11 protein-coding genes and 1 tRNA gene are annotated in these 13,404 nt (G+C 67.3%); 6 read left to right on the top strand and 6 right to left on the bottom strand.

The features are described from left to right. Window positions 1-240: 240 nt before the first annotated feature. Window positions 241-1,071, bottom strand: a complete 831-nt coding sequence (locus AC5RTT_RS17895; RefSeq protein ID WP_494146321.1) for an inositol monophosphatase family protein — start codon at window positions 1,069-1,071, stop codon at window positions 241-243. Between the two features lie 32 nt (window positions 1,072-1,103). Here AC5RTT_RS17895 and AC5RTT_RS17890 point away from each other — a divergent pair, with 32 nt between their 5' ends. After that, window positions 1,104-1,733 (top strand): hypothetical protein, encoded by a 630-nt coding sequence (locus tag AC5RTT_RS17890; RefSeq protein ID WP_494146320.1) that lies wholly within the window; start codon window positions 1,104-1,106, stop codon window positions 1,731-1,733. Here the strand turns inward: AC5RTT_RS17890 and AC5RTT_RS17885 are convergent. Continuing rightward, window positions 1,726-2,484 (bottom strand): DUF998 domain-containing protein, encoded by a 759-nt coding sequence (locus tag AC5RTT_RS17885; RefSeq protein WP_494146319.1) that lies wholly within the window; start codon window positions 2,482-2,484, stop codon window positions 1,726-1,728. The two genes, AC5RTT_RS17890 and AC5RTT_RS17885, sit on opposite strands and share 8 nt — an antisense overlap. 77 nt (window positions 2,485-2,561) lie before the next feature. Here AC5RTT_RS17885 and AC5RTT_RS17880 point away from each other — a divergent pair. The 3 genes from AC5RTT_RS17880 (at window position 2,562) to AC5RTT_RS17870 (ending at window position 3,552) form a co-directional block, all read left to right on the top strand. Next, a tRNA-Arg gene (locus AC5RTT_RS17880) sits at window positions 2,562-2,634 on the top strand. Window position 2,635: 1 nt separating this feature from the next. Continuing rightward, a complete protein-coding gene (locus AC5RTT_RS17875; RefSeq protein ID WP_494146318.1) occupies window positions 2,636-3,127 on the top strand; it encodes a DUF6314 family protein in 492 nt (163 codons plus the stop codon). Beyond that, a complete protein-coding gene (locus AC5RTT_RS17870; protein ID WP_494052824.1) occupies window positions 3,124-3,552 on the top strand; it encodes an NUDIX hydrolase in 429 nt (142 codons plus the stop codon). Before AC5RTT_RS17875 ends, AC5RTT_RS17870 begins: the two co-directional genes overlap by 4 nt. Before the next feature lie 19 nt (window positions 3,553-3,571). Here the strand turns inward: AC5RTT_RS17870 and AC5RTT_RS17865 are convergent, their stop codons facing one another. Together AC5RTT_RS17865 and abc-f are read right to left on the bottom strand one after the other, a co-directional pair. Next, window positions 3,572-5,485: an ABC transporter ATP-binding protein gene (locus tag AC5RTT_RS17865; RefSeq protein WP_494146317.1), complete on the bottom strand. Its 1,914-nt coding sequence runs from the start codon at window positions 5,483-5,485 to the stop codon at window positions 3,572-3,574. A 30-nt stretch (window positions 5,486-5,515) separates the two neighbouring features. Next, window positions 5,516-7,183, bottom strand: coding sequence for a ribosomal protection-like ABC-F family protein (gene abc-f, locus AC5RTT_RS17860; protein WP_494146316.1), 1,668 nt, complete (start codon window positions 7,181-7,183; stop codon window positions 5,516-5,518). Window positions 7,184-7,419: 236 nt separating this feature from the next. On the opposite strand from abc-f, the gene AC5RTT_RS17855 reads away from it, so the two are divergent. Both AC5RTT_RS17855 and AC5RTT_RS17850 read left to right on the top strand, forming a co-directional pair. Further along, window positions 7,420-8,157 carry a hypothetical protein gene (locus AC5RTT_RS17855; RefSeq protein WP_494146315.1) on the top strand — a complete coding sequence of 246 codons (738 nt, stop codon included), beginning with the start codon at window positions 7,420-7,422 and terminating at the stop codon, window positions 8,155-8,157. After that, complete coding sequence (locus AC5RTT_RS17850; RefSeq protein ID WP_494146314.1) at window positions 8,154-8,891, top strand: hypothetical protein; 738 nt, start codon at window positions 8,154-8,156, stop codon at window positions 8,889-8,891. Before AC5RTT_RS17855 ends, AC5RTT_RS17850 begins: the two co-directional genes overlap by 4 nt. Window positions 8,892-9,150: 259 nt before the next feature. On the opposite strand, the gene AC5RTT_RS17845 is transcribed toward AC5RTT_RS17850, so the two are convergent. Together AC5RTT_RS17845 and fdhD are read right to left on the bottom strand one after the other, a co-directional pair. Then, window positions 9,151-12,183, bottom strand: coding sequence for an alpha-mannosidase (locus AC5RTT_RS17845; RefSeq protein ID WP_494146313.1), 3,033 nt, complete (start codon window positions 12,181-12,183; stop codon window positions 9,151-9,153). A 118-nt stretch (window positions 12,184-12,301) separates the two neighbouring features. Further along, entirely contained in the window at window positions 12,302-13,180 is an 879-nt protein-coding gene (gene fdhD / locus AC5RTT_RS17840; RefSeq protein WP_494011698.1) for a formate dehydrogenase accessory sulfurtransferase FdhD, read from the bottom strand. Between the last annotated feature and the right edge of the window lie 224 nt (window positions 13,181-13,404).

Here is a 13,404-nt window from a genome sequence, read left to right as displayed (position 1 = left end):
CCCGGCCGCCGGCGGGAATCCCGGCGGGGACACTGCCGCCCGGACCGGCCGCGGTGGCGACGCCGTCCGGGCGCGCCTTGGTGCGGGCAGCAGCTGCGGGAGCGGCCTTGAACGGTCCGTCAGAGTACGGGTCAAACAACATATCCATGGTGCCTACAAGTCTAGGCGGTGGGACCGACACGCACTTTCGGCCTGTGGATTACGCCACGGAATCTGCCGGCGTTGCCCCGTCTCCCCGGCTTAGGCCACCGAGCCTGATTTGAGGGCCGCACGCAACTCCCGCACCGCCGTCGTGCCTCCTGCCATGAACCATTCCAGGCCGTTAACCCGGACCGTGTCCACGGCGCCCCCGGCGGCACGCACGATGGCCTTGCCCGGCAGCCAGTCCCATTCGGGGCAGCTGTGCTGGAACCAGCAGCCGAGCTGCCCGTCCGCCACCCTGCCCAAATCGCAGGAGCCGGAACCCAGCATGCGCAGGGTTGCGGCGGAGGTTGCGGCGGCGTGCCAGGGCATGGCGCACATCGGATCCATCAGCCAGCGGGGATGGATGTAGGTGGCGGCGCCGAGTTCGGCGACGGCCGTTCCGTTGCGTTCTCCGCGGTTGTCGTGGAATACCGTGAGCGGTTCGCCGTTGAGGGTGGCAGGGTGCGACCGTCCGCCCAGCCAGAGCTTGTCCTCCTCCGGCTGGTAGATGGCGCCGAGCAGCACGTCGGTTCCGTCCTTCAGCGCAATCGCCGAGCACCAGTACGTGGAGCCGTGCAGGAAGTTGTAGGTGCCGTCAACGGGGTCGATGACCCAGGTCCGGCCGCTGCTGCCCGGTACGGAAGCGCCCTCTTCACCCAGGATGCCGTCCTCGGGCCGGCAGCGCTGCAGCTGCTCCAGCACGTAGGCCTCGGCGGCGTGGTCCGCGGCCGTCACTACGTCCGAAATGGATGTCTTCTGCTGGGACTGCAGCCCGGCCATCCGCATCAGGAGCGCCAGCTGCCCGGCCTCCCGCACCAGGGCTGCTGCCAGCTGGTGGTCGTCCAATGAAGGGTCAAGTTCAACAGCGCTGTGCCGGCCAATGGTCATGGCTTCAGTGTATGGGGCGGAATAATGGTGCCATGGCCAAAACCCCTGCCCAGCGGATCAAGAAGCACGGCGCCAAGGCGGCCGTGCCGCAGCACCATTTGCCGCCGGTGATCAACCCCACCACCAGCCGGACACCTGAAAAAGCCCAGAGCAACAGCAATTTGATCCTGGTCGCCGGCGTCGTGGCCAGCCTGTTCCTGTTCTGGTACCTGCACCTGCTGACCCTGGACCAGCTCCGGCAGCTGACCGGCGGGCTGGCGATGCCGGACTCGCTCATCGGCGGCTTTGACCCGACCTACATCAGCCAGCTTCAGGCGGCGATGGACGCTGACGCGCGCGGCCAGCTCAACTACGTCCACAAGACCGCCGGCACGCTGTTTCCGCTGATCTTCGGCTTCACGTGGCTGCTGCTGATCGGCACCAACGTCGCCCGAAAGGCGCTCCGCTGGGCGCTGTGGGCGTTGCCGCTCCTGTTCGTGGTGGCGCGGCTCTGGGCCAACGTTGCCATTGACGGCGTGCTCGCTGCGGAAGCGCCCGACGCCGGGCAGGTGGCCCTGGCGTCCGGCCTTACCGTTGCCGGGTGGGTCCTTTTGGTACTGAGCCTGCTTGCAGGCGCCGCAGCCGTGCTGCTGAAGGCGCGGGGCAGGAAGGCCGTCAGCTGACGGCCGCTGCCGCCCGGACCTGCTTCCGGTGCCGGTGCACCCGCTGCGCAATCACCAAGCCGGCCGTCGCCATTCCCACGGTGACGGGATAGCCCATGAGGCGCTCCAGCGTGCCGGGCTCGGGAATGTCCATCCGGGTCAGACCGCCGGTGACCAACGCGGCCAGGGACACCCCGCCGCAGACCAGGATGAACCAGGCCATGGCCGATTTCCGCAGCCAGAGGATGCCGAGCACCAGCAACGCCGCGGCGCCGGCAAGGAAGTACATGACGGCACCGGTGAAGTGCCAGCCGGAGCCGGCGTCCTCGGGAACCAGCCCCACAATGACGGTGCCCGCCCCGGCGGTTCCGGTCAGGATCCGCACCCAGATGGCTGCCAGCCACGGCCTGCTGCGGCCCGGCTGGACACGCGCACCCGCCCGCGCCGCCACGCACAGCAGGCCTGAGCTCAGCAGGATGGCGCCCAGCAGCATCCCCAAACCCTGGACCACAAAGGAGGCGTTCATCAGCCAGTTCAGCGGGGAGCACACCTCCCGCCCGTCGAAGATGCCACAGTTCAGGGCACCCAGGTCGCTGATGTAGCCGGTCCGCAGGTCATAGGGCCGGGGGCCGGCCCACGCCGCGATCACCGCAGCTTCGGCGGCAAAATACTGCAGCACGCTCAAAACCGACCACGCACCGATGTACTGCCGGGTGGACGCGGTATCCGGAATAAACGCCGCCGCTGGCGCCGTGGACGGTGCTGGACTCATGCCTTGAGCGTAGTACGGCCCGGCACCTTGTATGCTTGTAACCGTGTTCGAGCCGGTCCGCCGGTCACCGGATGCCAGCCCTCGTAGCTCAGTGGATAGAGCACGGCTCTCCTAAAGCCGGTGTCGTTGGTTCGAATCCAATCGAGGGCACTTGAACCCTGATCCCCGGGAGTTGAACCTCCGCGCCTACCTGCTCGGCACCGGCGGGCGCAGCCCCGCCGGCAGCACGGTGGCGGGCGGCCTGTGGACGGTTGAACGGGAATTGCTGGACCGGGCCAGCGGCACCCGCGGAACCTTCACCGGCGTCGTACGTTTCGTCCCGGACGACGACGGCGGCCTGGCCTTCCGCGAAGAAGGCACCGTGCGCTGGCCCTCCTTCACCGGGCCCGCCTTCCGGGAGTACCTGCTGCGGCCCGCCGGGCAGCCCGACGCCCTGGACGTATTCTTTCCCGACGGACGGCCCTTCCACCGGATGAGCTTCACCCCGCAAGCCAACCTGGACAACCACTGGTGCGATCCCGATACCTACCGTGTGGCCTACACCCTTGAAGGCCCTGACCGCTTCAGCTACAGCTGGGACGTGTCCGGCCCCCGCAAAGACCTGCTGCTGACATCACACCTGGTCCGGGGCGTTGCCGCATGAAGGCCCGGATTGTGGTGTCCGCCGTCTGCGTGTTCGATCCCTCCGGCCGGCTTTTGACCGTCCGAAAGCGGGGCACGGGCATGTTCATGCATCCCGGCGGCAAACCGGAGGCCGGCGAATCAGCTGTCCAGGCGGCAGCCCGTGAGCTTGCGGAAGAGGTGGGCATCGTGATCGATCCGCAGGACCTGGAGCTGATGGGCGTCTGGATCGCGGACGCGGCGAACGAGGCCGCCACGGATATCGAAGCCACCGTGTTCCGCGCGCCCGGCACTTGGCATGCCCACCCGTCAGCAGAAATCGCCGAGATCCGCTGGCTGGACCTGGCTGCCCTCCACAGCGGGGAGGCCCTGCCTCCAGACCTGGCACCGCTGCTGACGGACCATATCCTTCCGGAACTGGCCGCGGCGCGGGACGCAGGCGCGTAGCCGGCGCCACGGCGGAAGGCTACAACTCGGGAACCGCCTCCTGCGCCACGGCGGCGGCCTCCGCGAACTGGGTGCGGTACAGCTCCGCGTAGCGGCCGTCCGCGGCGAGCAGCTCGGTGTGGGTGCCCCGCTCCACGATCCGCCCGTCCTCCACCACCAGGATGGCGTCGGCGGCGCGGACGGTGGACAGCCGGTGGGCGATCACGACGGCGGTGCGCCCCTCGAGTGCGGCGCCCAGGGCTGCCTGCACGGCTGCCTCGTTGGTGGAGTCCAGGGCCGCGGTGGCTTCGTCCAGGATGACCACCCGGGGCTGGGCGATCAGCAGCCGGGCAATGGTGAGGCGCTGGCGCTCACCGCCCGAGAGCCGGTAGCCGCGCTCCCCCACCACGGTCTCCAGCCCGTCCGGCAGGGACCGGATCATCGTCTCCAGCCGCGCCTGCCGGATGACGTCCCACATGTCCTTCTCGGAGGCGTCGGGCCGGGCCAGGCGAAGGTTGGAGGCGATGGTTTCGTGGAAGAGGTGGCCGTCCTGGGTGACCATGCCCAGCGTGTCCCGGAGGGAGTCGAAGGTGGCATCCCGCAGGTCCAGGCCGGAGCCCGGCACGCTGCCGCCCAGCCGGATGGCGCCGGAATCGACGTCGTACAGCCGGGCCAGCAGCTGGGCGATGGTGGACTTGCCGGCGCCGGAGGAACCGACCAGCGCCACCGTCTGCCCGGGTTCCACCCGGAAGCTGATGCCGTGCAGCACTTCCTCGCCGCCACGGGTGTCCAGGGTGGACACTTCCTCCAGCGAGGCCAGTGAGACCTTGTCCGCGGACGGGTAGGCGAAGCGGACGTCGTCGAACTCTACGGACACCGGGCCCGGCGGAACCGGAACGGCGCCGGGCTTCTGCTGGATCAGCGGCTTGAGGTCCAGGATCTCAAACACGCGCTCAAAGCTGACCAGGGCGCTCATGATCTCCACCCTTGCGTTGGACAGCGCCGTCAGCGGAGCGTACAGCCGGGTGAGCAGCAGAGCCAGGACCACCACATCGCCCGCGGCCAGCTGGCCGGTAATGGCAAACCAGCCGCCCAGTCCGTAGACCAGCGCCAGGGCAAGGGCGGATACCAGGGTCAGTGCCGTCACGAATGTGAACTGCAGCATGGCTGTCCGGATGCCGATGTCGCGGACCCGGCCGGCGCGGACGGCGAACTCCCGGGATTCGTCCGCGGGCCGGCCGAACAGCTTGACCAGCGTGGCGCCCGGGGCGGAGAAGCGTTCGGTCATCTGGGTGCCCATGGCCGCATTGTGTTCGGCCGCCTCACGGCGCAGGTCCGCCAGCTTGGAGCCCATCCGCCGGGCGGGGACCAGGAACACGGGCAGCAGGACCATGGCCAGGACCGTCACCTGCCACGAGGTGCCCAGCATGACCGCCAGGGTCAGAACCAGGGCCACCACGTTGCTGACCACGCCGGACAGGGTCCCGGCGAATGCCGACTGTGCTCCGATGACGTCATTGTTCAGGCGGCTGACAAGGGCGCCGGTCCGGGTGCGGGTGAAGAAGGCGATCGGCATTTTTTGCACATGGTCAAAGACGCGTGTGCGCAGGTCGAGGATCACGCCTTCGCCGATGGTGGAGGACAGCCAGCGGTTCACCAGGCCCAGGCCCGCTTCGGCAACGGCGACGACGGCGATCAGCAGGGCCAGCCGGATGACCTCGCCCTCACTGGCGCGCGCCACGATGGCGTCCACCACTTGGCCGGCCAGGACCGGGGTGGCCACGGCAAGGAAGGCCATCGCAACGGACATGGCGATGAAGGCCAGCAGTTTGCCGCGGTGCGGCCGGGCAAAAGCCAGGACCCGCTTGAGGGTTGCCTTGGAGAACGGCTTGGATCCGCTCTTGGCCCTGACGAGGTTGTAAAGGGAACCCCGGGCAACCTGTTCCATGCTCATCGGTACTGCTCCGCGGTCAAAAGTTGTTCCCTAACTGTCGGTCCTCATGCTGCTTGAGATGTGCTGCTCGGTGACCGTGCCGTTGTCCAGTTCCCAACGTACATCCAGCCGCACGTTCTCGAGCAGCCTGCGGTCGTGGGTAACCAGCAGGAGGGCGCCGTCGTAGCTGTCCAGGGCCTCTTCGAGCTGCTCGATGGCCGGCAGGTCGAGGTGGTTGGTGGGTTCATCCAGGACCAGCAGGTTCACGCCGCGCGCCTGGAGCAGGGCCAGCGCGGCCCGGGTGCGTTCCCCGGGCGAGAGGGAATCAACGGGCCGCCCGGTGTGGTCGGCCTTCAGGCCGAACTTGGCCAGCAGGGTGCGGACCTCCGCCGGGGTCATCTCGCCAAGGACTTCCCCGACGGCGTCAGCGAGGGCCAGGTGCCCCTGCAGCAGCCCGCGTGCCTGGTCAATCTCGCCAATGGCAACGGAGGCGCCCATGGACGCGCTGCCTGCGTCGGGCTCAACGGCGCCGAGGAGGAGACGGAGCAGCGTGGACTTGCCTGCACCGTTGGGACCGGTGATGCCGATCCGCTCCCCCGCGTTCAGCTGCAGGTTAACCGGTCCCAAGGTAAACCCGCCCAGGCGGACCTCGGCCTCGCGGAGGGTGGCCACCACCGAACTCGACCGCGGGGCCTGGCCGATGGAGAACTGCAGCTGCCATTCCTTCCGCGGTTCCTCCACCGCATCCAGCCGCGCGATCCGGGATTCCATCTGCCGGACCTTCTGCGCCTGCTTTTCCGAGGACTCCGTGCTGGCCGCGCGGCGGATCTTGTCGTTGTCCGGGCTCTTCCGCATGGCGTTGCGGACGCCCTGGGAGCTCCACTCCCGCTGCGTCCGGGCACGGGACACCAGGTCCGCCTTCGTGGCGGCGAACTCCTCGTACTTCTCCCGGGCGTGGCGGCGCGCGACTGCACGTTCCTCCAGGTAGGCGTCATACCCGCCGTCGTACACGGAGACGGCGTTCTGTGCCTGGTCCAGCTCCACCACGGTGGTGACGCAGCGGGCCAGGAACTCGCGGTCGTGGCTGACCAGGACCACGCCGCCGCGCAGCCCCTTCACGAAGTCCTCCAGCCGTGCGAGCCCGGCCAGGTCCAGGTCGTTGGTGGGCTCGTCCAGGAGCACCACGTCGAACCGGCTCAGCAGCAGGGCAGCCAGCGCAACCCGGGCGGCCTGGCCGCCGGAAAGGCCGGTCATGGGGGCGTCTGCGCCCGCTTCCAGGCCAAGATCGGCAAGGACGGCCGGGATGCGGTCGTCTAGGTCGGCGGCGCCGGAGGCCATCCACCGGTCGAAAGCCCGGGCGTACGCATCGTCGGCGCCCGGTGCGCCGCTGCCTAATGCCTCTGCCGTGGATTCCATTTCGGCGGTGGCCTGCGCGCAGCCCGTACGGCGGGCGATGTAGCCGGCCACGGTCTCTCCCGGCACCCGCTCGTGCTCCTGGGGAAGCCAGCCCACAAACGCGTCCGCCGGAGCCAGGCTTACGGCCCCGGCCTGCGGCTGGTCCGCGCCGGCGAGGATCCGCAGCAGTGTTGTCTTGCCTGCCCCGTTGGCTCCAACCACTCCCACAACATCGCCGGGCGCGACGGTCAGGGAAAGTCCTGCGAAGAGCTGGCGGTGGTCATGCCCGCCCGCGATGTCCTTGGCAACGAGGGTTGCAGTCATTGGTCCATCCTTTCACCGGTACAGCCCGGTTTCCTGCCGGACCAGGCCGGCGCCGCCTGCGGAATACCTGGGATGCCGGACGCAGGGCATGAAAGAACCCGCTGGTCCGGACTTGGGGGGTGTACGGACCAACGGGCTCGACCATCAAGCATAGTCGAAACAGCATCGGCGGTAAAATCGGCCGGGTTCGCGGCACGCTAAAATTGATTCACCGTCCGTTCTGCAGAGAGCAGCCCATGACCCTTCCTGCCAAGGCGTTCCAGCGCTGGCTGCAAGGCATCGCCCCCGATGCCAGCACCGCAGACGTCTGCAGGGTCTCCGGGATCAAAAGGACAACGCTCGCCCAGCAGCTGGTCAGGGGCAAGGTCTCCGTGACAACCGTGGTCAGCATCGCCCGGGCCTTCAACGTCAATCCCGTCGCCGCATTGGCGTATTTCGAAGACTTCCGTGAACTGGCCGGCCCGCTCCCGCCGCCCACGCGCTACGAGCTGATCAGCCAGATCTCCACCCCGGACCTGCTGCAGGCGGCGTTGGCGCGCCCCGCCATGGATCCCGCGGGAAACCCCAGACCGCAGCCGCCGGCCCTTAGCCCCGCCCCGCACCCCACCTCGGTGAAGAACTGGGTCGACGCCATAGACGACGGCGAGGTGCGGCACCGTGTCTCGGCTGCCACCGGGGTGGCACCCCAGAACTACTCCGCCCAGCTGACCGCCAACCGGCTCTCCCCGGACCTTGCCCTTGCAACGTCGCGGGCGGCCGGAGTGGGACCCACAGGGGGCCTGGTGGCCACAGGGCTGGTCACGGAGGAAGAGGCAGGCTGGCCGCCGGGTGCGCGCCAGGCGGCCCTGGACAGCATGTCCGACGGCGACCTGACCACCCTTGCCGGTGACAGGCTCCAAGCGCTGGGCAAGGTATTGCGGCGCCAGGAGCAGGACCAAGCACAGACAGAAAAGATCTGGGAGAACCTGGGATGATTGAAGTCCTGCAATGGACCACGCTGGCCGTCTGCGGCCTTACCGCCATAGCGCGGATACCCAGCCTGCTGCGGGGTGAGAACCGGTCGCCCTTCTACATCTTCGCCCTGATGACCCTTGCCATCCTGCTGAGCATCGAGGCGCCCTATGTGGTTATCGACCAGGCACTGGGCGGGATCAACCTGGCCAACCTCCTGCTGCGGTTCGTCATCTTCGCCACCATCTTCTTCCTGGGCATCCGCGTCACCAAGGGATTTGGTGCCGAGGGCGCTTACCGGCTGATCACCGGAAGGGCCGGCATGATGGTGCTGCTGGTCATTTCCGTGGTGATGGTGGCCGTGTTCTTCCTCATGGATACCGCCGGATCGTCGGCAGGGCTCATGGGCCCGGCCCGGCGGGACGCCCGCAACGCTGTCCTGGTGGAGTACTACGGGGCGGCGGGCCGGGCTTACCCGTCCTATGTTTCGCTGGTGCTGTTGCCCGCCATGGTCCGTGCCGTGCGCAGCCGCCTGCCCATCCTCATACGAATAGCGGCCGGGCTCCTGGCACTGGGCGGAGTTGCCATCGCCCTGTCACTGCTGTTCCCATTCATCCCCCGCTCCTGGGACGCCATAGAGTTCGTCGTGAACTACACGGCGGTGCTGTGCTTCGTGATCGGGCTCGCCCTGATTTGGGCCGCAAGGGTGAAAAGCGGAAGGAGCATCGGCAGGCAAAGGACATCTACCGAAAAGTAACAAGGCAGCTTTCACAAATTCATTAGAATATGAAACAATCATGAATGTGTGAAGGTGGGGCCGAGCGGCGTTTACGAACGGGGATAAATTCTTGAACGCCTCCTGTCCCGGGGGCCTTTGCACACATTGGGGGGATGAGTGGTGGCGGCCGTTGGGGACCGCCCCCACTCAGCCTATTTAAGGCCTGTTTCCCGCGAAGTTTTTGGGCAGATATTGCGCCCTCAGAGGCCCTGAAGTCGCCATATCTGGCCAAAAACTCTTACCCGCGGGCGAACCTCAGCGTGACCAGCTGGAACGGGCGGAGCTGCAGGGCAGCAACGCCGGCCCCGGCTTCCACTCCCGGCGCCTGGACATCGCGCTCCAGCAGGTCCACGGCGCGGACAGCCGCTGCCGCGAAATTGGCAGTGACGCGCCCGGCGGAGCGCTGCCCCAACGATTCGTACAGCCTGACGATCACATCGCCGGAGCCATCCTCGGCAAGCTTGACGGCTTCGATCACCAGGGCCGGGTTGGTTACAGCGAACAACGGCTCAACCGGCGCGGCCCCATGGACTATCCGGGGTGCGAGGTTGGTGCGGTAGCCCTCCTGGACAGCCTCGGCAATGCCGGCGCCGGGCCGGATGGTGACCGTCAGGTCGTGAAGCCCGCGGTCCGACTCCGGGTCCGGGAACTTGGGCGCCCGCAGCAGGGACAGGCGCACGGTGGTGGTGGTGCCGCCGTCGGACTCCCGGATGCTCCGGGCCACGTCGTGGCCGTAGGTGGACGCGTTGGAGACCGCCACCCCGTAGCCGGGTTCGGCAACGTGGATCCACCGGTGCGCGCAGATCTCGAATTTCGCTGCCTCCCAGGACGTGTTGGTGTGGGTGGGCCGGAAAACGTGCCCGAACTGCGTCTCGGCAGCCGAGCGGTCTGCCCGGACGTCCAGGGCGAACCCCAGCTTCAGCAGCTTCTCCCGTTCCTGCCAGTCCACGGCGGTGGTGATGGACAGCGAGGGGCTGCCCGGCTCGAGCGCTATCCGCTGGGTGATCGCAGAGGCCCCGGCCAGCCGTTCCACCACCACGATGGCGGTTCCGCCCTCCCTTTCCAGCCGGACCGATTCCGCGCTGGTCAGTGCAGTGACATTGCGCCGGTAGAACTCGTCGATGTCCCAGGCATCCCACTCATTGGGGGTATCCCGGTGCAGCTCCAGCAGGTTGCCGTACTGGTCCGGGGCAATGGCTTCCCGGCCGCTGGCATAATCCCGCAGGGACGTCAGGAGGCCTTTTCCATCCAGCACCGCGCGGATAACCCCGTTGTCCAGGACGTATCCGCCCGCTTCGGCCGTTGCGCTGACGGCTTCGGAATGAATGCCCGGCTCTGCCGCCGCCAGGGCGGGCACGCCGTCCCTGGCATGCGGTGCGGCATTGAGGAGGAACTTCCGTTCCCCCGCACCCAGCACCGCGGAAGCGGCCTGGCCGATCAGTGCTTCCAGCCCGGCTTCGATCGCCTGGTAGTTGCGCTCCGCATCCTGGTGGACCCAGGCGATGGAGCTGCCGGGAAGGATGTCGTGGAACTGCTGCAGGAGCACCAGCCGCCACAGGCGCTTGAGCTCGGCTGCCGGGTAGGCATAGGCGCCGTCCGTCCGGACCGCTGCCGTGGCGCACCACAGTTCGGCCTCCCGCAACAGGTGCTCGCTGCGCCGGTTGCCCTTCTTGGTCCGGGCCTGGCTGGTGTACGTTCCGCGGTGCAGCTCAAGGTACATCTCACCCACCCAGACGGGCAGCGAGGTGTAGTCCTGTTCGGCCTGCCGGAAGAAACTCTCCGCAGACCCGATCCGCACCTTCGGCGAGCCCTCGAGGTCGGCGGTGCGGGCCGCCGCAGCAAGCATCTCCCGGGTAGGTCCGCCGCCGCCGTCGCCGAAGCCGAACGGCACCAGTGACACTGTTCCCCTGCCGTGGTCCCGGTAGTTCCGTTCGGCGTGGGCCAGCTCCCTCCCGCTGAGTTCGGAGTTGTAGGTGTCCACCGGCGGGAAATGCGTGAAAAGCCGGGTGCCGTCGATGCCCTCCCAGTTGAAGGTGTGGTGCGGCATCCGGTTGGTCTGGTTCCAGGAGATCTTCTGGGTCAGGAACCAGCGGCTGCCCGCGGACTTCACGATCTGCGGAAGGGCAGCTGAGTACCCGAACGAATCCGGCAGCCACGCTTCCCGGCATTCGATGCCGAACTCCGACAGGAAGAAGCTCTTGCCTTCCACGAACTGGCGGGCCATCGCCTCGCCGCCGGGCATGTTGGTGTCCGACTCCACCCACATGCCGCCCACGGGCACGAACTGGCCGGAACAGACCTTTTCGCGGATCCTGCTGAAAAGTTCCGGGTAGAACTCCTTGATCCATGCCAGCTGCTGCGCGGATGAGCAGGAGAAGACGAAGCCCGGGTTGTCGTCCATCAGGGACACAACATTGGAAAAGGTCCGCGCGCATTTGCGCATGGTTTCCCTGACTGGCCACAGCCAGGCGGAATCGATGTGGGCATGGCCGGTGGCAACCAGCTGGTGGGCGGATGCGTAGGCGGGCCTGGCCAGGACGCCGGCGAGGGCTTCGCGGCCGGCCGCCGCCGTTCCGGCAACATCGTCCGGGTCCATGACGTCCATCATGCGTTCAAGGGCGCGGAGGATTTCGTGCCGGCGGGGAAGCTCCAGCGGCAGTTGCTCCATCAGTCCCGCGAGGGTCCAGACGTCCTGCTGGAGCTCCCACACAGTCTGGTTCAGTTCAGCGATCGCAATGGTCCCCAGCCGGTACTGCGGCGCCGTTCCGGCAGTGGACTTGTCCCCGTAGGGTGTTGCGGCAAAGGTCCAGCCCTGGGCAACGTCAGGATTGGCGGCGGCTTCCACATAGAAGTCCACCGCCATGCCGCCACCCAGCAGCTTCAACGGGATGTACTGGTTGCGCGGGGAGACGGCCTTGATGATGGTTCCGTCCGGCCGCCAGGCAATGCCCTCGCACTGGAAACCAGGCGTCTCAATGGTGAAGCCCAGGTCCACCACCACTTCCACCGTGGTGTCCGGCTCTGTGCCCCATGACTCAGGGACCTCACCCTGGAGTCGAAGCCACTTGGTGCCCCACGGTTTGCCCCAGGCAGCACCATGCTCCTGCGGGAGGAATTCCTGCCGCATGGCCTCCAGCGCAGGGACCGGCTCATCCGGCACATCCCAGCTGCTCAAGGCAAGGGGAAGGCTCCGGCCGTAGACGGAAGGGGTGATGCGCTCACGCACAAACCTCTCGAGGCGGACTTCCGTTATCCGGCGGTCGTCATGCAATGTGTGCCTTCTTTAGAGTCTGGAAGTGGACCATGGTGTCCATTCGCTGGACAAATCTACCCGCTAGTAGCCTCTTATCCAACCCCTCCAGAATGATCCGTGGCCATCCGCAGCCGCCTCAGGACGCCGGCACTTCCGCCGCCGGCCTGAGCACCCGGGCATCGCCGGCGTATACGTTGAGGCTGGTTCCGCGGCTGAAGCCGGCCAGCGTCAGGCCGCTCGCCTCCGCAAGTTCCACCGCCAGGCTGGATGGCGCGCTGACCGCGGAGAGTACAGGGATTCCCGCCAGGGCGGCCTTCTGCACCAGTTCAAAGGATGCCCGGCCGGAGACCTGCAGCACTGTTCCGCGCAGTGGAAGGAGGCCTTCGCGCAGGGCCCAGCCCACCACCTTGTCCACGGCGTTGTGCCGCCCCACGTCCTCACGGAGGCACAGAAGCTGGACCCCGCCGTCGTCCGCAATCCTGAAAAGCCCGGCCGCGTGCACTCCCCCGGTTTCCTCAAAGACGCGCTGGGATTCCCGCAGCAGCGCCGGCAGCGACGCAAGCACGTGGGCGTCCACGGTGACCGGATCGTCCTGGGGGCTGTAGTGCGAGGATTTCCGGACCGAGTCGATGGAGTCCGTACCGCAGATACCGCAGGAACTGGAGGTGTAGACGTTGCGTCCCGTGTCCGGGAGGGGGACGTCGGGCCGCAGCTGGGCTTCCACCACGTTGAAGGTCTGCATGCCGTTTTCGTCCTCGCCGGCGCAGAACCGGAGGGACACCAGCTGGTCGGCACTCCAGATGACGCCCTCGGACACCAGGAATCCCGCCACCAGGTCAAAGTCGTCGCCGGGAGTACGCATGGTGACGGAGAAGGACATCCGTCCCAGCCGGATTTCCAGCGGTTCCTCCACCGCCAGGACGTCCTCCCGGTGCCGGACCGGAAACTCGAGGGCCTTTGGCGAGCCGTCCAGCAGATACTTGTGCACCTTGCGGCGCTGGGTTACGCGTCCCATGCTTCCTGCCTGTTCATAACTCAATCATGGCAACCGCAGTGCCCCCGCTCAACTGGAGCACAGTGTTGCCCTAAACGTCCTGCGGGGACACTTTCCGGTCGGAGGGAATACTGCCTAGCCAAGCAGCGCGCTCCAGTTGTCCGGCAAGAGCATCAAATTCCTCTACACCATCCCCAACTTCAACAACCCTTCCGGAATCACTCTCGCCAAGGAACGCCGCCAGC

Source organism: Arthrobacter sp. Y3221157 (assembly GCF_059089865.1).
Note: the sequence above shows the minus strand (reverse complement) of the source record. Positions and strands in the feature narration are given on the sequence as shown.

Coding starts and splice junctions, on each gene's coding strand:
- AC5RTT_RS17895 (WP_494146321.1), bottom strand. CDS start 1,071: ATGACCATTGGCCGGCACAGCGCTGTTGAACTTGACCCTTCATTGGAC.
- AC5RTT_RS17890 (WP_494146320.1), top strand. CDS start 1,104: ATGGCCAAAACCCCTGCCCAGCGGATCAAGAAGCACGGCGCCAAGGCG.
- AC5RTT_RS17885 (WP_494146319.1), bottom strand. CDS start 2,484: ATGAGTCCAGCACCGTCCACGGCGCCAGCGGCGGCGTTTATTCCGGAT.
- AC5RTT_RS17870 (WP_494052824.1), top strand. CDS start 3,124: ATGAAGGCCCGGATTGTGGTGTCCGCCGTCTGCGTGTTCGATCCCTCC.
- AC5RTT_RS17865 (WP_494146317.1), bottom strand. CDS start 5,485: ATGAGCATGGAACAGGTTGCCCGGGGTTCCCTTTACAACCTCGTCAGG.
- abc-f (WP_494146316.1), bottom strand. CDS start 7,183: ATGACTGCAACCCTCGTTGCCAAGGACATCGCGGGCGGGCATGACCAC.
- AC5RTT_RS17855 (WP_494146315.1), top strand. CDS start 7,420: ATGACCCTTCCTGCCAAGGCGTTCCAGCGCTGGCTGCAAGGCATCGCC.
- AC5RTT_RS17850 (WP_494146314.1), top strand. CDS start 8,154: ATGATTGAAGTCCTGCAATGGACCACGCTGGCCGTCTGCGGCCTTACC.
- fdhD (WP_494011698.1), bottom strand. CDS start 13,180: ATGGGACGCGTAACCCAGCGCCGCAAGGTGCACAAGTATCTGCTGGAC.